General features: G+C 58.1%; 11 protein-coding genes. All 11 read left to right on the top strand.

Annotation, left to right across the window (positions count from 1 at the left end; translation table 11 throughout):
- The first annotated feature begins 172 nt into the window (after nt 1–172).
- The 11 genes from KDX37_RS20125 (at nt 173) to KDX37_RS20075 (ending at nt 18,353) form a co-directional block, all read left to right on the top strand.
- Complete coding sequence (locus KDX37_RS20125) at nt 173–1,237, top strand: pilus assembly protein PilM (RefSeq protein ID WP_231654462.1); 1,065 nt, start codon at nt 173–175, stop codon at nt 1,235–1,237.
- A complete protein-coding gene (locus KDX37_RS20120; RefSeq protein ID WP_231654461.1) occupies nt 1,237–1,812 on the top strand; it encodes a PilN domain-containing protein in 576 nt (191 codons plus the stop codon). Before KDX37_RS20125 ends, KDX37_RS20120 begins: the two co-directional genes overlap by 1 nt.
- Nucleotides 1,809–2,432 (top strand): type 4a pilus biogenesis protein PilO, encoded by a 624-nt coding sequence (gene pilO / locus KDX37_RS20115; RefSeq protein ID WP_231654460.1) that lies wholly within the window; start codon nt 1,809–1,811, stop codon nt 2,430–2,432. Before KDX37_RS20120 ends, pilO begins: the two co-directional genes overlap by 4 nt.
- A complete protein-coding gene (locus KDX37_RS20110; RefSeq protein ID WP_231654459.1) occupies nt 2,429–2,956 on the top strand; it encodes a pilus assembly protein PilP in 528 nt (175 codons plus the stop codon). Before pilO ends, KDX37_RS20110 begins: the two co-directional genes overlap by 4 nt.
- Nucleotides 2,957–3,003: 47 nt before the next feature.
- The gene (pilQ, locus tag KDX37_RS20105) at nt 3,004–5,109 is read left to right on the top strand and encodes a type IV pilus secretin PilQ (protein ID WP_231654458.1); all 2,106 of its coding nucleotides are present in this window, start codon (nt 3,004–3,006) and stop codon (nt 5,107–5,109) included.
- 4 nt (nt 5,110–5,113) lie between these two features.
- Entirely contained in the window at nt 5,114–5,632 is a 519-nt protein-coding gene (gene aroK, locus KDX37_RS20100) for a shikimate kinase AroK (RefSeq protein ID WP_231654457.1), read from the top strand.
- A 126-nt stretch (nt 5,633–5,758) separates the two neighbouring features.
- The gene (gene aroB / locus KDX37_RS20095) at nt 5,759–6,862 is read left to right on the top strand and encodes a 3-dehydroquinate synthase (RefSeq protein WP_231654456.1); all 1,104 of its coding nucleotides are present in this window, start codon (nt 5,759–5,761) and stop codon (nt 6,860–6,862) included.
- Nucleotides 6,863–6,872: 10 nt separating this feature from the next.
- Nucleotides 6,873–8,504 carry an SPOR domain-containing protein gene (locus KDX37_RS20090; RefSeq protein WP_231654455.1) on the top strand — a complete coding sequence of 544 codons (1,632 nt, stop codon included), beginning with the start codon at nt 6,873–6,875 and terminating at the stop codon, nt 8,502–8,504.
- 358 nt (nt 8,505–8,862) lie between these two features.
- Nucleotides 8,863–13,308: a glutamate synthase large subunit gene (gene gltB, locus KDX37_RS20085; protein ID WP_231654510.1), complete on the top strand. Its 4,446-nt coding sequence runs from the start codon at nt 8,863–8,865 to the stop codon at nt 13,306–13,308.
- A gap of 123 nt (nt 13,309–13,431) precedes the next feature.
- Nucleotides 13,432–14,850: an FAD-dependent oxidoreductase gene (locus KDX37_RS20080; RefSeq protein ID WP_231654454.1), complete on the top strand. Its 1,419-nt coding sequence runs from the start codon at nt 13,432–13,434 to the stop codon at nt 14,848–14,850.
- A gap of 287 nt (nt 14,851–15,137) precedes the next feature.
- On the top strand, nt 15,138–18,353 hold the full coding sequence (locus KDX37_RS20075) for a dermonecrotic toxin domain-containing protein (protein ID WP_231654453.1): 3,216 nt from the start codon (nt 15,138–15,140) through the stop codon (nt 18,351–18,353).
- The last annotated feature ends 194 nt before the right edge of the window (nt 18,354–18,547 follow it).

The following is an 18,547-nucleotide window of genomic DNA, read 5'->3' as shown; positions in this document are numbered from 1 at the left end:
GCGCAGGCATTTACAAATGAACACGCCTTGAAGCTTTCTCAAATGAAAAAAACGCTGGGCATTATAAGCATTTTTCGTCCCCGAGCGTGATTTGCGCTACTGTCAAGGCTGTCGACAGAGACGTTGACCCGAAATAACTCCGTAAGTGACGGAAACTCATAGGAATAAGGTTGTGTTCGAACTCTTCCGTAAGAAGGCCAACACCCTTCTAGGGATCGATATTAGCTCCACCTCGGTAAAACTCCTTGAATTGAGTCGTTCCGGCACCCGCTATAAGGTCGAGTCCTACGCCGTCGAGCCGTTACCGGCCAACGCCGTTGTCGAAAAAAATATCGCTGACCTCGAAGGGGTTGGTCAGGCGCTGTCACGCGTGCTCGTCAAGGCCAAAACCAGTGTCAAGGCAGTGGCGGTTGCCGTTGCAGGTTCGGCGGTCATCACCAAGACCATCGAGATGGATGCAGGCCTGTCTGACGACGACATGGAGAATCAGCTCAAGCTTGAAGCTGATCAGTACATCCCTTATCCGCTTGAAGAAGTTGCCATCGATTTTGAGGTGCAGGGCTATTCGGTCCGCAACCCTGAGCGAGTCGAAGTGCTGCTGGCCGCCTGTCGCAAGGAAAACGTCGAAGTGCGCGAAGCCGCGTTGGCGCTGGCCGGGCTGACCGCAAAGGTCGTGGACGTTGAAGCCTATGCGCTCGAGCGATCCTTCGGCCTGCTGGCTGCGCAACTGGGCAACGGCCACGACGAGTTGACGGTTGCCGTCGTCGACATCGGCGCAACCATGACCACGCTCAGCGTGCTTCACCATGGACGCATCATTTATACCCGCGAGCAACTGTTCGGTGGTCGACAACTGACTGACGAAATCCAGCGCCGTTACGGTCTGTCGATGGAAGAAGCCGGCCTTGCGAAAAAGCAGGGCGGCCTGCCGGACGACTATGTCAGCGAGGTACTGGATCCGTTCAAGGATGCACTTGTGCAACAGGTGTCCCGATCCTTGCAGTTCTTTTTTGCGGCAGGCCAGTACAACACGGTGGACCACATCATGCTGGCGGGCGGTACGGCTTCCATCGCAGGTCTGGAGCATCTCATCCAGCGCCGCATCGGCACGCCGACCATGGTCGCCAATCCTTTTGCCGACATGGCGTTGAGCGCCAAGGTCAACGCTGGTGCGTTGGCCAGTGATGCACCTGCCCTGATGATCGCGTGCGGTCTTGCTTTGAGGAGCTTCGACTGATGGCGCGGATCAACTTATTACCCTGGCGTGAAGAGCTGCGTGAAGAGCGCAAAAAGCGTTTCCTGACGGTTTTGGTGGGTGTGGTAGTGCTGTCGGTAGGCGCACTGTTTCTGATCGACCGCTATGTCAGCATGGCCATCGAGCATCAAATGGCTCGCAACGCGTTTTTGCAGGTGCAAGTCACCCAGCTTGATGCGCGTATCAAGGAAATCAGCGAGCTCAGAGCGCGTCGCAAGCAGTTGCTGGAGCGTATGAAAATCATCCAGGACCTGCAAGGCAACCGCCCGATCACAGGGCGGGTATTCGATCAGTTGGCGCGCACCTTGCCGGATGGCGTTTATTTTTCTCAGGTCAAGATGACGGACAAAGTGATCGCTATCAGTGGTTCGGCCGAATCCAACAACCGCGTCTCCGACCTGATGCGTAACCTTGAAGCCTCCGACTGGCTGGAGGCGCCGAGTCTGACTGAGGTCAAGGCGACAACCGCTGGTGCGCTGGATCAGGCTAACGTCTTTCAGTTGACGGTACGCCAGACGCAGCCTCAGGCAGCCGTTGTCGAAGGAGCCAAGCCATGAACATGTCCGAATGGCTTGAAGGATTACGCAAGGTCGACTTGAACGATCTGGACCTGAGCAACATGGGTTCATGGCCCGCTGCGGTCAAGGCGATAGCTGGCGTTTTGACCGCCGTGCTGATTTTCGTGCTGGGTTATTTTTTCTTTATTCAGGATCTGGAAACCCAGTTGCAAAGTAACCAGGCCACAGAGATGACGCTCAAAGAGCAATTTTCCACCAAGGCTTTTCAGGCTGCGAATCTGGAGCCTTACAAAAGGCAGATGGACGAGATGGAAAACACCTTCGGTACGTTGTTGCGGCAGTTGCCCAGCGACACCGAGGTGCCTGGCCTGCTCGAAGACATCACTCGCACAGGTCTGGGCAGCGGCCTTGAGTTCGAGGAAATCAAACTGTTGCCTGAAGCCGTTCAGCAGTTCTACATCGAATTGCCGATACAGATCACAGTGGTCGGTGGCTATCACGACCTAGCGACCTTCGTCAGTGGCGTGGCGAGCTTGCCGCGCATTGTGACGCTGCATGATTTCGAGATTAAGCCAGCCGATCCAAAAACGCCCAACAAGCTGCGTATGAGCATCCTGGCCAAGACTTACCGCTACAACGATGAAGGGCTGAAGAAATGAGGGCGGCGCGTGTGTTGTGCGTCAGTACGGTTCTGCTCGGGTTGGCCGGTTGCGGTGGCGACAAGGATTTTTCTGACCTGACCGAGTTCATGCATCAGGCCCAGGCGCGTCCGACCGGAAGTATTGAGCCCCTGCCCAAGTTTCGGGCCTACGAAGCGTTCACCTACAACGCCGCCACGCTGCGCAGCCCGTTTCAGCCCGCCGTCAGGATGGATCCGCTGAACCGTCAGCGGGGAACACGGCTTGTTGCGCCGGATGAAAACCGCGTCAAGCAGTTCCTCGAAGGCTTCAATATCGAGTCGTTCGAGATGGTGGGCACGATTGGTAACGAGTCCGGTACGTTCGCGTTGTTGCGTGGGGCTGGAGGGGTACATCGCGTCAAGGTAGGCGATTACCTGGGACGTAATAACGGTCGGATTGTGTCGGTCAGCGATGCGCAGGTCGATGTCATCGAAATAGTTCCTGATGGAGAGGGGGCCTGGCTGGAAAGGCCGCGCAGTATTGCCCTCAAAGAACGCTCATGAAGTGGGCAAGGCCAAGCATGCATAGCACCGCACAACGGAAATTGATCATGACCCGGATACTCTCGATTATCGGCGTGTCGTTATGGATAACGATGGTTTCGCCGGTTTTGCAGGCTGCCAACCTTAAAACGCTGGACGTCGCGGCACTGCCGGGCGATCGAATCGAGATCAAGCTCTCGTTCGACTCGCCTGTTCCGGCTCCGCGTGGCTATACCACCGAGCAGCCTGCGCGTATTGCGCTGGACCTGCCGGGTGTGACCAGCCAGTTGGCGACCAAAAGCCGCGACCTGGGGTCGGGCAACGCACGCAGTGTTGTCGTGGTACAGGCCCAGGACCGTACGCGTGTCATCATCAATCTGACGTCGCTGTCCCCTTATAGCTCAAGGGTCGATGGCAATAATTTGTACGTGGTCATTGGTCAGGGGGCTGCTGCCGCTCAGGCTTCCCAGCCAACAACAGCAATGGGCGCGCCACGGGTTGCAGTTCCATCGCCTGTCCCGGCGTCCGCGAAGCCGTTCGTGCCCTCTGGTGTACGGGCCATTCGCAATGTCGATTTTCAGCGGGGTGAGTTGGGCGAAGGTAATGTGGTCATCGACCTGAGCAATGCCAGTATCGCGCCGGACATTCAGGAGCAGGGTGGCAAGATCCGTGTGGATTTCGCCAAGACTCAGTTGCCGGAGCCATTGCGGGTTCGCCTCGACGTCAAGGATTTCGCGACCCCGGTGCAGTTCGTCAGTGCCACCGCGACCGGTGACAAGGCCAGCATCTCGATTGAACCTTCTGGCGCGTTCGACTATTCGGCGTTTCAGACCGAGAACAAACTGACGATCAGTGTGCGTCCGCTGACCAACGAAGACGTGGACCGTCGCGCCGCTGACAAACCGGTGTACACCGGTGAAAAGCTGTCACTGAACTTCCAGGACATCGACGTGCGTTCGGTCCTGCAACTGATCGCCGACTTCACCAACCTCAACCTGGTCGCCAGTGACACGGTTCAGGGCGGTATCACCCTGCGCCTGCAAAACGTGCCATGGGATCAGGCGCTGGATCTGGTGCTCAAGACCAAAGGCCTCGACAAGCGCAAGGTTGGCAGCGTGCTGCTGGTGGCCCCGGCCGACGAAATCGCTGCGCGTGAACGTCAGGAATTGGAGTCGCTGAAACAGATCGCCGAGCTGGCACCGTTGCGCCGTGAGCTGTTGCAGGTCAACTACGCCAAGGCGGCTGATATTGCCAAGCTGTTCCAGTCGGTAACCAGCGCGGAGTCAAAAACCGACGAGCGCGGCTCGATCACGGTCGACGAGCGCACCAACAACATCATTGCCTACCAGACCCAGGACCGGCTCGACGAGCTGCGGCGCATCGTTTCGCAGCTGGATATTCCTGTGCGTCAGGTCATGATCGAAGCGCGGATTGTCGAAGCCAATGTCGATTACGACAAGGAAATCGGCGTGCGCTGGGGCGGAACCACCAACCGCAGCGGAAATGGCAAATGGACCGGTTACGGTCTGGATAATAAAGGCGATGAGGCAGGTAACACGGGCACAGATGTGGGCCCGAACACGCCGTTCGTCGACCTGGGTGCGGCCAATGCAACGACCGGGATCGGGCTGGGCTTTGTCACCAACAATACGCTGCTGGACCTTGAGCTGAGCGCGATGGAAAAGACCGGCAACGGTGAAATCGTTTCGCAGCCCAAAGTCGTTACCTCCGACAAGGAAACCGCCAAGATCCTCAAGGGTACGGAAATCCCGTACCAGGAATCCAGCTCCAGTGGCGCAACGACGGTGAGTTTCAAGGAGGCTTCCCTGTCGCTGGAAGTCACGCCGCAGATCACTCCGGACAATCGCATTATCATGGAGGTCAAGGTCACCAAGGACGAACCGGACTACATCAATGCGGTGCTGGGTGTGCCGCCCATCAAGAAAAACGAGGTCAACGCCAAGGTGTTGATTTCTGACGGCGAGACCATCGTGATCGGTGGCGTGTTCTCAAATACGCAAAGTAAAGTTGTAGAGAAAGTGCCATTTCTCGGTGATGTGCCGTATCTTGGCCGCCTTTTCAGGCGCGACGTGGTATCAGAGGCGAAATCCGAGCTGTTGGTATTTCTGACACCGCGTATCATGAACAACCAGGCGATTGCTGTGAGTCGTTGATTCTGTGCGAAATTTAATACTTGTGGGGCCGATGGGTGCTGGCAAGAGCACCATCGGCCGCTTGCTTGCCAAAGAGTTGCGACTGCCGTTCAAGGATTCCGACAAGGAAATCGAACTGCGCACGGGCGCCAATATTCCCTGGATTTTCGACAAGGAAGGCGAGCCCGGCTTTCGAGATCGTGAGCAGGCCATGATTGCAGAGCTGTGCGAAGCCGATGGCGTTGTCCTGGCGACGGGCGGCGGTGCGGTCATGCGCAGTGAAAATCGGCAGGCGTTGCATGCTGGCGGGCGTGTGGTCTACCTTCACGCTTCAGTTGAGCAGCAAGTCGGCAGGACTGCGCGTGACCGTAATAGGCCGTTATTGCGCACTGCAGATCCCGCCCGCGTGTTGAGCGAACTGCTAGCCATACGCGACCCGTTGTATCGGGAGATCGCCGATCTGGTGGTTGAAACCGATGAGCGGCCACCGCGAATGGTCGTCCTCGACATACTGGCTCGTCTGGCCGAGCTTCCTCCCCGTTAAAGCGCAGACGAAAATGCGCTATCCTCGGCGACCATAAAAAACAGTGACGGTACATGACGCTGCGTCATGGCAGTCCTGAAGCACGCGAACGTGCTATCGCCCAATCGGTAATCAATGTGGGGACACATGCAGACACTTACGGTCGAGCTTGGTGAACGTAGCTACCCGATCCATATTGGCGAAGGCCTTCTGGACCGTCTCGAGCTGCTGGCCCCGCACATTGTCGGGCGTCAGGTAGCTATCGTGTCCAATGCGACAGTGGCCCCGCTGTATCTGGAGCGTCTGACCCGCACCCTGGCTGGCTATAACGTTCTGCCCGTCGTGCTGCCCGATGGCGAAGCGTTCAAGAACTGGGAAACCCTGCAAACCATTTTTGACGGCCTGCTGACAGCCCGTCATGACCGCCGCACCACTGTGATTGCGTTGGGCGGGGGTGTGATTGGCGACATGGCAGGTTTCGCGGCGGCCTGTTATCAGCGTGGCGTGAATTTCATTCAGATCCCTACGACGCTGCTGTCCCAGGTGGACTCTTCGGTCGGCGGCAAGACCGGCATCAACCATCCGTTGGGCAAGAACATGGTGGGCGCGTTCTACCAGCCGAGTGTCGTGCTGATCGATACCACCTCGCTCAACACCCTGCCTGCGCGTGAATTGTCCGCCGGGCTGGCCGAAGTGATCAAATACGGTCTTATCTGCGACGAGCCTTTTCTGACCTGGCTCGAAGAGCATGTCGACGCGCTGCGTGAGCTGGATCAGGTGGCGCTGACCAAGGCCATCGAGCGCTCCTGCGCGGCAAAGGCGCTGGTGGTCGGTGCCGATGAGCGCGAGTCGGGTGTCCGCGCCACGTTGAACCTTGGGCATACATTCGGGCACGCCATCGAGACGCATATGGGCTATGGTGTCTGGCTGCATGGCGAAGCAGTGGCTGCTGGCACGGTGATGGCGCTTGAAATGTCGTCGCGTCTGGGCTGGATCAGCACACAGGATCGTGATCGTGGCATCCGCCTGTTTCAACGTGCGGGATTGCCGGTCGTGCCTCCACAGGACATGACGGAAGACAACTTCCTCGAACACATGGCTATCGACAAGAAAGTCATCGATGGACGTCTGCGTCTGGTGCTGCTGCGTCAGATGGGTGAAGCGGTTATCACGGACGATTATCCAAAAGAAGTATTACAGGCCACTCTGGTTGCGGATTATCGCGCCCTGGTGGATCAGCTTAGAGGTTAACGGAAACCCCATGACTAGTTTGCACGCCGACGAGGCCTTCCTCGGCCATTATCAGTTGAGTCATGACCCCTTTGCAGCGCGGGTACCTGGCTTCAAATTCTTCCCTGCCCAGCGCAAGCCCGTGTTGGGGCAGCTCCACCATCTGGCTCGCTACAGTCAGCTGCTGCTGGCAGTCACCGGGCCTCAGGGCAGCGGCAAGACGCTGTTGCGTCAGGCGCTGGTTGCGAGCACCAACAAGCAGTCGGTCCAGAGTGTCGTGGTTTCGGCGCGTGGCGCCAACGACGCCGCAGGCGTTTTGCAGCAGGTCGCGCAGGCGCTGAGCGTTGCTCAGGCCGAAATGCAGGCCATCCTGTCGCAGGTCGTGCAGCTTGGCCTTACCGGCCAGGAAGTGTACTTGCTGGTGGACGATGCGGAACAACTTGGCGATTCGGCGCTCGAAGCGTTGCTGGGTCTTGCTGCGGGTACGCCTGAAGGGCGTCCGCATGTGTTTCTGTTCGGCGAGCCGTCGCTGCTGGATCGTCTCGACCAGCTGTGTGCCGAACTGCAGGGCGATGTCGAAGGCGAACGCTTTCATGTCATCGAACTGCAACCCTATACGGAAGAAGAAACCCGGGAGTATCTGGCTCAACGTCTGGAGGGTGCAGGGCAGGGAATTGCATTGTTTACTGCCGACCAGATCACCGATATCCACGAACAGTCCGATGGCTGGCCTGGGGCTATCAACCAGGTTGCCCGTGATTCAATGATTGAGGCCATGATCGCCAGTCGTTCAGCGGTCAAGCGTCCAAGTATGGGGTTCAACATGCCGAAAAAACACGTATTGGCTTTGGGAGCCGTTGTCATAGTGGCCGTGGCAGCAGCTGTGCTGATCCCTGGTCGCGGTGACAAGACCGCTGCGCCTGCCAATGCTCCTGCAACGGCCCAGGCACAACTGCCCCTGGGGCAGGGCACTCCTTCTGGTCAGCAATCGAACAATGGTGGCCCGGCCATTGAGTTCGCGGGCAACTCGCAGCCGATGCCGTTGCCGCTGGTTGGCAACTCGCAACCGGTCATGCGTGGTCCGCTGGCCGAGGCAGCGGGTTCTGGTGATGGCGACGAGGATGCGGTGCCTTCCGGCTCGCCTGCTCAGCCTCCGACCGTGACCACTACCGCACCTCCGGCAGGTGTGCCCGCCGGTCAGGCCGCAGCCCAGGTGCCTCGCTCGTCGATCCCGGCACCAACGCCCGCTGCGCCTGCGCCTGCGCCGGCAGCCAGGCCAACGCCAGCGCCGACTCAGGTAGCCACGGCCAAGCCTGCCGCGCCTGCTGCCAAGCCTGCCGAGAAACCGGCCGCTGCGGCAGCCAAACCTGCTGCCGGTGGCAGCTGGTATAGCGGTCAGGCGCCAGGTCACTATGTGGTGCAGATTCTGGGTACCAGTTCCGAAGCCACGGCGCAGGCTTACATTGCAGAGCAGGGTGGCGAGTACCGCTACTTCAAGAAAACTCTGCAAGGCAAGCCGCTGTACGTCGTGACCTACGGTAACTTTGCTGACCGAAATGCCGCCCTTGCGGCCATCAAGGTCTTGCCAGCCAAGGTTCAGGCTGGTAAACCTTGGCCTCGTACTGTCGCCAGCATCCAACAAGAGCTCGGCGCCACCCGCTGAAGTCGCAGCGGCCTTATCCAGGCCGCTCACCCGGCACACCTGACTTAGTCCGCTCGCGCGCCGCTTTTTAGTGGCGCGCCTTGCGGCGTCTGCGTTACAAACGCACACCCAGTCTTTATCGCGTCAGTCTGGTTTTTGAAAAAATACTTTGACTAGCACAGCGACCCACTCTAAAACTTTCATAATTGCGACATTGATTATCGACCAATCGTCGTTAAATTTGTGAGCCTCGGTATCGCTGTGTACAATGACCTCTGTTTTGCCTGACCGAAGCTGGCGTTCGTTCGGCGTGTCAGGTAATTGGTTGAATTAAAAGGAAATTTGCCTCGTAAAGAGGCAGCCTGGTGAGAAAGTGTCTATGAAAGCAGGTCTGTACCAACCAGATGAATTCAAGGATAACTGTGGTTTCGGCCTGATCGCTCATATGCAAGGCGAGCCCAGTCATCACCTGTTGCAGACGGCTATCCAAGCCCTGACCTGCATGACCCACCGTGGCGGTATCAACGCCGACGGCAAGACCGGTGACGGTTGTGGTCTGTTGATTCAGAAGCCTGATGGCTTCCTGCGCGCAATGGCCAAGCAACATTTCGGCGTCGAACTGCCCCGCCAGTACGCAGTGGGCATGGTGTTCCTCAATCAGGACGACGCCAAGGCCGATGCCGCCCGCGAAAACATGAACCGCGAGATCCTGGCCGAGGGTCTGGAACTGGTGGGCTGGCGTGAAGTGCCGATCGATACCAGCGTGCTGGGCCGCCTGGCCCTGGAACGTCTGCCGAAGATCGAACAGGTTTACATCGGCGGTGAAGGTCTGAGCGATCAGGAATTCGCGATCAAGCTGTTCAGCGCGCGTCGCCGTTCCTCGGTGGCCAACGCTGCGGACGTGGACCACTACATCTGCAGCTTTTCGCACAAGACCATCATTTACAAAGGTCTGATGATGCCGGCCGACCTCACGGCCTTCTTTCCGGACCTGAGCGACGAGCGTCTGCAAACCGCGATCTGCGTGTTCCACCAGCGTTTCTCGACCAATACCCTGCCGAAATGGCCGCTTGCACAGCCGTTCCGCTTTCTCGCCCACAACGGCGAGATCAACACCATTACCGGTAACCGTAACTGGGCACAGGCGCGTCGCACCAAGTTCACCAACGATCTGATGGATCTGGAAGAACTGGGCCCGCTGGTCAACCGTGTCGGTTCCGACTCCTCCAGCATGGACAACATGCTGGAACTGATGGTCACTGGTGGCATCGACCTGTTCCGCGGCGTGCGCATGATCATTCCGCCTGCGTGGCAGAACGTTGAAACCATGGACCCGGATCTCCGGGCGTTCTATGAATACAACTCCATGCACATGGAGCCTTGGGATGGTCCGGCCGGTATCGTAATGACCGAGGGTCGTCATGCGGTCTGCCTGCTCGACCGCAACGGCCTGCGCCCGGCGCGCTGGGTGACCACCAAGAACGGCTATATCACCCTCGCGTCGGAAATCGGCGTGTGGGATTACAAACCGGAAGATGTCATCGCCAAGGGCCGTGTAGGTCCTGGCCAGATCTTTGCCGTGGACACCGAAACCGGTCAGATCCTCGACACCGATGCCATCGACAACCGTCTGAAGTCCCGTCATCCGTACAAACAGTGGTTGCGCAAGAATGCCTTGCGCATTCAGGCCACCATGGAAGACAACGACCACGGCTCGGCTTTCTATAACAGTGATCAGCTCAAGCAATACATGAAAATGTATCAGGTCACGTTCGAAGAGCGCGATCAGGTGCTGCGTCCGCTGGGCGAGCAGGGTCAGGAAGCCGTAGGCTCCATGGGTGACGATACGCCAATGGCAGTGTTGTCGCGCCGTGTGCGTTCGCCGTATGACTATTTCCGTCAGCAGTTCGCGCAGGTGACCAACCCGCCGATCGACCCGCTGCGTGAAGCCATCGTCATGTCACTGGAAATCTGCCTCGGTGCCGAGCGCAACATTTTCCAGGAGTCACCTGAGCACGCTTCGCGCGTGATCCTCAGCTCGCCGGTCATCTCGCCGGCCAAGTGGCGCTCGCTGATGAACCTGGACCGTCCGGGCTTCGAACGCTACATCATCGACCTGAACTACGATGAAAGCGTTGGTCTTGACGCCGCTATACGCAACATTGCCGATCAGGCCGAAGAAGCCGTGCGCTCCGGCCATACCCTGATCGTATTGAGCGACCGTCATATCGCACCAGGCAAGCTGCCTGCGCACGCCTCGTTGGCAGTTGGCGCGGTTCACCACCGTCTGACCGAACAAGGTCTGCGTTGCGACAGCAACATTCTGGTAGAAACCGCCACCGCACGTGACCCGCACCATTTCGCTGTGCTGATCGGCTTCGGTGCTTCGGCGGTCTATCCGTTCCTGGCGTACGAAGTGCTGGGTGACCTGATCCGTACCGGTGAAGTGCTGGGCGACCTTTATGAGGTCTTCAAGAACTACCGCAAAGGCATCACCAAGGGCTTGCTCAAGATCCTGTCCAAGATGGGTATCTCGACCGTTGCGTCCTACCGTGGCGCGCAGCTGTTCGAAGCCATTGGCCTGTCTGAAGACGTTTGCTACACCTGCTTCCGTGGTGTGCCGAGTCGTCTGAAAGGCGCACGCTTCGTTGATATCGAAGCCGAACAGAAAGCCCTGGCCGGTGAAGCCTGGAGCCCGCGCAAGCCGATCCAGCAAGGCGGTCTGCTCAAGTTTGTGTTCGGTGGCGAATACCACGCCTATAACCCGGACGTGGTCAGCACCCTGCAAGCCGCCGTGCAGCAGGGCGACTACAGCAAGTTCAAGGAATACACCTCGCTGGTGGACAAGCGCCCTGTGTCGATGATTCGCGACCTGTTCCAGGTCAAGACCCTCGACCAGCCGCTGAACATCGACGAAGTCGAGCCTCTGACCGAGATCCTCAAGCGTTTCGACTCAGCCGGTATCTCTCTGGGTGCCTTGTCGCCCGAGGCACATGAGGCGCTGGCCGAGGCGATGAACCGTCTGGGCGCACGCTCCAACTCCGGTGAGGGTGGTGAAGACCCGGCGCGCTACGGCACCATCCGCAGCTCGAAGATCAAGCAGATCGCAACAGGCCGTTTCGGTGTGACGCCTGAGTACCTCGTCAACGCTGACGTGTTGCAGATCAAGGTGGCTCAAGGTGCAAAACCGGGCGAAGGCGGACAACTGCCAGGCGGCAAGGTCAATGGCCTGATCGCCAAGCTGCGTTATGCCGTGCCTGGCGTGACCCTGATTTCGCCACCTCCGCACCATGACATCTATTCGATCGAAGACTTGTCGCAGCTGATTTTCGACCTTAAACAGGTCAACCCGGCAGCGCTGGTATCGGTCAAGCTGGTGGCAGAAGCGGGCGTTGGTACGATCGCCGCTGGTGTGGCCAAGGCCTATGCTGACCTGATCACTATTTCCGGTTACGACGGCGGCACAGGTGCTTCGCCGCTGACCTCGATCAAGTACGCCGGTGCGCCATGGGAACTGGGCCTGGCTGAAACTCACCAGACCCTGCGTGGCAACGATCTGCGCGGCAAGGTTCGTGTGCAGACCGACGGTGGCCTGAAAACCGGCCTCGATGTGATCAAGGCGGCGATTCTGGGTGCCGAAAGCTTTGGCTTCGGTACCGCACCAATGATCGCGCTGGGCTGCAAATACCTGCGTATCTGTCACCTGAACAACTGCGCGACCGGCGTTGCAACCCAGAACGACAAGCTGCGCAAGGACCACTACATCGGCACCGTCGACATGGTGATCAACTTCTTCACCTACGTGGCTGAAGAAACCCGTGAATGGCTGGCCAAGCTGGGTGTTCGCTCGCTCGAAGAGTTGATCGGTCGTACCGATCTGCTGGAAATCCTGCCGGGCGAAACCGAGAAACAACAGCACCTGGACCTGACGCCTTTGCTGGGCAGCGACCACATTCCGGCTGACAAACCTCAGTTCAGTCTGGTGGACCGCAACCCGCCATTCGACAAGGGGCTGCTGGCCGAAAAAATGGTGGAACTGGCCAAGCCGGCTATCGAAGCGCTCAGCGGCGGCGATTACGAACTGGACATCTGCAACTGCGACCGATCCATCGGCGCGCGGATCTCTGGCGAGATTGCCCGTCTGCACGGCAACCAGGGCATGAACAAGGCACCGGTCACGTTCCGCTTCAAGGGCACTGCAGGTCAGAGCTTCGGGGTGTGGAACGCAGGTGGTTTGAACATGTACCTGGAAGGCGATGCCAACGACTATGTCGGCAAAGGCATGACGGCTGGCAAGCTGGTCATCGTGCCGCCCAAGGGTAGCCCGTTCAAGACCAACGAAAGTGCCATCATCGGTAACACCTGCCTGTACGGCGCAACCGGCGGCAAGCTGTTTGCGGCGGGCACTGCAGGTGAGCGTTTCGCCGTTCGTAACTCCGGTGCCCACACCGTTGTAGAAGGCACTGGCGACCATTGCTGCGAATACATGACCGGTGGTTTTGTCTGCGTGCTCGGCAAGACCGGCTACAACTTCGGCTCGGGCATGACCGGTGGTTTCGCCTATGTGCTCGACCAGGACAACACCTTCGTTGACCGGGTCAACCACGAACTGGTTGAAATCCAGCGCATCAGCGGCGAGTCGATGGAGGCCTATCGCACCCATCTGCAAACCGTGCTGAACGAGTATGTCGAGGAAACCGACAGTGAATGGGGTCGCAACCTGGCTGAAAACCTGGACGACTATCTGCGCCGCTTCTGGCTGGTCAAGCCCAAGGCTGCCAACCTGAAGTCGCTGCTCTCCAGCACCCGAGCAAATCCGCAGTAACTGCAGCTTTAAGCGGCGCGCTGGCGCGCCGCATGTGAACAGCAGCGCGTGATTTGCCTGCGAACATGATTTCCTGCAGCTTCAGGCACATCGCCTGAAGCTGTCGTGTAGAGGTTCTAGAGAATGGCCGAGCGTCTAAGTAACGACTTTCAATTCATCGATGTCGGGCGTAAAGACCCGAAGAAGAAGCTGCTGCGCCAGCGCAAGAAAGAGTTCGTGGAAATCTACGAGCCTTTCAAGCCACAGCAGTCCGCCGATCAGGCGCACCGCTGCCTGGGTTGCGGCAACCCGTATTGCGAATGGAAGTGCCCTGTGCACAACTTCATTCCCAACTGGCTCAAGCTGGTCGCCGAGGGCAACATTCTGGCGGCCGCCGAATTGTCTCACCAGACCAATACGTTGCCGGAAGTCTGTGGCCGCGTGTGCCCGCAAGACCGTCTGTGCGAGGGTGCGTGCACCCTTAACGACGGTTTTGGTGCCGTGACCATCGGTTCGGTCGAGAAGTACATCACCGACACCGCATTTGCTATGGGCTGGCGCCCGGACATGTCCAAGGTCGTGCCGACCGGCAAGCGTGTCGCGATCATTGGCGCAGGCCCTGCAGGCCTTGGCTGTGCCGACGTACTGGTACGTGGTGGTGTGGCGCCAGTGGTATTCGACAAGAACCCGGAAATCGGTGGTCTGCTGACCTTTGGTATCCCGGAGTTCAAACTTGAAAAATCCGTGCTGAGCCATCGCCGTGAAGTGTTCACCGGCATGGGTATCGAGTTCCGCCTCAATACCGAAATCGGCAAGGACATCACCATCGATCAACTGCTCGAAGAGTACGATGCGGTGTTCATGGGCATGGGCACCTACACCTACATGAAAGGTGGTTTTGCCGGTGAGGACCTGCCGGGCGTGCATGATGCGCTCGACTTCCTGATTGCCAACGTCAATCGCAATCTGGGCTTCGAAAAGTCGCCTGAAGATTTTGTCGACATGAAAGGCAAGCGGGTCGTAGTACTCGGCGGTGGCGACACCGCGATGGACTGCAACCGCACCTCGATCCGTCAAGGCGCCAAGTCGGTGACCTGCGCGTACCGTCGTGACGAAGAGAACATGCCGGGCTCACGCAAGGAAGTGAAGAACGCCAAGGAAGAGGGCGTGAAGTTCCTCTACAACCGTCAGCCGATTGCCATCGTTGGCGAAGACAAGGTCGAAGGCGTAAAAGTCGTCGAAACCCGTCTGGGCGAGCCGGATGCACGCGGTCGCCGCAGCCCTGAGCCGATCCCGGGCTCCGAAGAAATCATCCCGGCAGATGCCGTGGTCATTGCGTTCGGTTTCCGTCCAAGCCCGGCGGCCTGGTTCGAAGCGTCCACGATCACTACCGATAGCCAGGGCCGTGTCGTTGCTCCAGAACAGGCGCAGTACAAGCACCAGACCAGCAACCCGAAGATCTTCGCGGGTGGCGATATGGTGCGCGGTTCTGATCTGGTGGTCACCGCGATCTTTGAAGGCCGCAATGCGGCTGAAGGGATTCTGGATTATCTGGGCGTCTGAGTCTCATCACTCGTCCTCGTTTCGAATCTTGAAATAGATTTGTTTCGAAACAGCCATGACTTTTCACTCGAGTCCTGCCGCCCTGTTCCGGGGCGGCAGCTCGACGTTTCATCCTCTCTCATGTTGTCGCCTCTACTAGCCAATATCGGTCAGCCTCTGGTTGATGGTTTCCGGCTGTGTCCGATCCCGCTTTTTGCGCCTGAAACGCGCTAGGGTTTCTCGTCGCCTTCGGAAGGGCTTCCGTCGGCAGATACCCTCATCATTCATGTCGCTATAAGGAAATAGCCATGTTGAAAGCTGCACCCGCTGGCAGGCTTGCCAGCACCTACCAACAAAAATCACTTCAGCGAAACCTTTTCACCCCCAGCTCAGTGGCGATACGCGAACACCGCAAGCGTGAGCGGGCAGATCGAATCATCGATCAGCTCGTTCAGCGTTTCACAGAGAAAGACTTCTTTCCTGACGACAGCGACAGCGCCTTGTTTGCATTACTCGTTCAATTGGCGCAGTGGCCTGCCGACCTGTCCATCAGGATTCTGGATGACGCTGGCGAAGCCATCGCCACCTACCTCAAGGGCAGCGATGAAAGCGTCATTCAGCACAGCGTTGTGCTGACCGAAAGCAGTGACAAGGAATACACCGCGCCAGGCAACATTCCGGTTGCTGACGAAGAAGCGCTTATGGTGCTCCTCTTCCAGCAGCTCGGCGTTGGGTCGAGGCTGGGCCTGGGGGGTGACTTCCCGGGGAGCAACAGCATTGCCGGGCGAATCGTGACGTTACGCGAGCAAGTAGCGGATCTTGCGCGATCCAACCGCACGATGCTCTTCGATGCACTGATGGCTGATGACTGTACGTTCAAGCAGCAATCGCCAAATCGCTTGCCCAATCCTTTCCTGCCGTTATGGCGTCGCGTCCACTCAGCGTCGTCACCGGTATTGAGCGTATTGCAGGCGCTGTGCCCTGAAGTGCCAGTCGGCCGGTTTGAAGAGCTGCTGGAACGAATGCCACTGTCGGGGGAACAGGAAAGCGAGGCGCTGGAAACGCTCACTTTTCCCGAGTCATTCAATGAAGCTCTGATGCTCTCGCTGGATGAGTGGAATGACAATGTTGCGATAGATGGCCTGGCGCGCACCCGGGCTTACAATCCGCGCACGGACCGTTTGGCAGGGCAGTGCGCTCGCGATCTGCTGGAGTCTGCGTTGAACAGAGAACTGGTCATCATTGATCCTGGCATGGACCCTTACGAGCCCTCAGGAGATGACGGTACCCATGTGGTTCTGCTACATGACGGTGACGGCAATTACTCTGCACTGGATCTGCGCAACGGCGAGATAAACGTTGGTTCGGGTACTGACAGTTTTTACCTCGCGATCAGTTGGTTGTTGCAGCCGCACGAGCGCTCGCTCATGGGTATGCAGGCGCAGGACGATGTCAGCGGTTTCCGCGAGACGCTGACCCATTTGGCCATCCACAATAACGGCGGCTGGTTCAACCCTGAGAGCCCTACCGAAGTCGACAGTGCGTTTTTACCTGACTGGTTCAAGGACGCGACGTTGTCGGACAAGGCCGATTGGAAAACCGCCGTTCTGGATTACAGCCAGGCATTGCTGGAAGCCCAGGCCCCCGATTTGATCGGCCCCACAGGGTTTGACGAGCCTGAGCAGTTGCGCAGTTACGCGCGTGACAAGCTTGCAGAACGTATTGAAACGGACTTCGGGGTTTTGGTGAACCCTGATGAAGTGATCGTCGAAACCATCCACAGCGAAATTGTTGTGGAGGGCTTCGTCGACATCGACTACGTCTATGCGGGCCCGACCGAGGCGGAGCATTACTACACGGATGAACGACGCAGCCTTACCGAGCTGAGTCTGGCAAATGTTGCCCTCACCGACATCAACTTCTGGCTGACCAGCCGGGCCTTCGATAGCCAGGGCCGGCTGCTTGGTTTCCTCTCGGCAGGCTATATGCGCGCTCTGGTCAGGGAACTGAATGTTGGCGAGCATTATTCGGCCTTCTTGAAAGCCACTTTGTTGACCTCCTCTGCTGGCCAATGGCATCAGGAGCGTTATGCAAGGGTCATGCAGTCGCAGATGCGACTGGACGCTATTGAAGCGAAGATGGCAGGGGATTTTGTCGAGGCAGGAGTGTTGCCGGATCACCTGGCGGACCGAGGATACAAGTGGGTCAGTGCAGTCCTTGATCAGCCTGTCGATGGTGACAGTCGAGCAAGGGTTGAGGGCCACTCCGTTCGGATCAGCCAGCTGTTTATCAATGACACTCCCTTGAACACCCTGCTGGTCATCGGGACATCCCTCTCAAGTGTTGCTTCGCTGGTTATATTCACACCGCAGGCTCCGGACGGTCAGTGTTTCCGTGAGTTGAGTGGGCTGGATGACGTGCGGCAGCGCTTTCTCCTTGAACCTGCTTTGCTGGATTACTTCCTGAAACTGGCACCGGTCGCTGCACAGTCTGATCTCAGACGTGTGCTGACAGTGGCTCAGAACACGCTGCACATGGACTTGAGGCCCTATACAGGCAACTTTTTCGACGCCGTTTACGAAGCTGAGGTAGATCGATTGCTGGACGCTGTCGATGAGCAGACCACTTCTACGTTGGAAGCCAACTGGGAGAGCGCCTGGGAGATTACCAAAGCGGTTGGCGAAATCGTTCTGACATTCGCACCCTTCAAAGTGAACATGCCCGTCGCGGCGGTTCGTAGCGCGTATGCCGTGTGGCAAGGCGTCGAAGAGACAATCGCGCAGGGCGTCGATGCGCCGCTTTATTTTGTACAGGCGTCGCTGCTATTGGCTGACGGGTTGACTTCTGCCAATGGCCTGCGAGTGAAACCGGCAACCGTCAAAGCTGCAAGGCTCTCTGGCCTGAGTCCAAAAAAAGCCCTGGGCAGGATGCCTGCTGAACTAAAGCTGCGTAATGATGGCGTTTACCGGGGTGTGCATGAAAGCGCTCATGAAGGCTCGGAGACCCGCTTCTATGCAGTGCAGGCTGAAAAGGCCTACGCCATCCGATACGACACGGACATGGCAACGTGGCGAGTTGTAGACGCTCGAAGGCCAGACGCTTATTACCAGATGCCCATTCATCTCAGTGATCAGGGCGTCTGGGAATACGCCTCTGTCGGTTTGCGCGGAGGAAAACGTCCAAAGCCCGGAAAAGCTTCAAAGGCCAATGGTGATGGCAGCTCTGGCGAAACACGCAGTACAGCCAGTAAACGCCCCACGTTGGATATGCAGGGGTTTTTTCAGAGTTCTGCGTTCAAAAAAGCCGAGGGGAGCGTGAATGGCGATTTGAGAGTGGCTGTCAACAAGGCCGTCGAGCGGTACGTACTGGACGGCAAGGGAGCGCTTCATAAATCATTCGCTGGGCTTTGGTCGCTGGATCTGCCGGGCATCGGAGGCAGCAAGGGTCGCGGTGCGTGGCGACTGTTTTTTGAACCTCCCCAAAAAGGCATCATGAAAGCGCACAGCATTGGAGACCCTCACTAGGTTCACGGCTGAACGGCTTAGGGCTTCCTGATGTCAGACGGTCTGGTGTGCGGCGCGACGCTGTTCCGAGGCTGCATTGGCGCGACAAATCGACACTGTCTAGTCCTGAAATAGGTTTACACCTATTTCAGTCTCAAAGCGCCCGATGCACCGCATCGGGCGTTTTGTATTTCAAGGACAGATGCGGCCGCTCC

The organism is Pseudomonas californiensis (genome assembly GCF_021147775.1).
Classification (GTDB): domain Bacteria; phylum Pseudomonadota; class Gammaproteobacteria; order Pseudomonadales; family Pseudomonadaceae; genus Aquipseudomonas; species Aquipseudomonas californiensis.
This window is presented reverse-complemented; position numbering and strand designations above follow the sequence as displayed.

Coding starts and splice junctions, on each gene's coding strand:
- KDX37_RS20080 (WP_231654454.1), top strand. CDS start 13,432: ATGGCCGAGCGTCTAAGTAACGACTTTCAATTCATCGATGTCGGGCGT.
- gltB (WP_231654510.1), top strand. CDS start 8,863: ATGAAAGCAGGTCTGTACCAACCAGATGAATTCAAGGATAACTGTGGT.
- KDX37_RS20110 (WP_231654459.1), top strand. CDS start 2,429: ATGAGGGCGGCGCGTGTGTTGTGCGTCAGTACGGTTCTGCTCGGGTTG.
- KDX37_RS20090 (WP_231654455.1), top strand. CDS start 6,873: ATGACTAGTTTGCACGCCGACGAGGCCTTCCTCGGCCATTATCAGTTG.
- KDX37_RS20075 (WP_231654453.1), top strand. CDS start 15,138: ATGTTGAAAGCTGCACCCGCTGGCAGGCTTGCCAGCACCTACCAACAA.
- pilQ (WP_231654458.1), top strand. CDS start 3,004: ATGACCCGGATACTCTCGATTATCGGCGTGTCGTTATGGATAACGATG.
- KDX37_RS20120 (WP_231654461.1), top strand. CDS start 1,237: ATGGCGCGGATCAACTTATTACCCTGGCGTGAAGAGCTGCGTGAAGAG.
- aroB (WP_231654456.1), top strand. CDS start 5,759: ATGCAGACACTTACGGTCGAGCTTGGTGAACGTAGCTACCCGATCCAT.
- pilO (WP_231654460.1), top strand. CDS start 1,809: ATGAACATGTCCGAATGGCTTGAAGGATTACGCAAGGTCGACTTGAAC.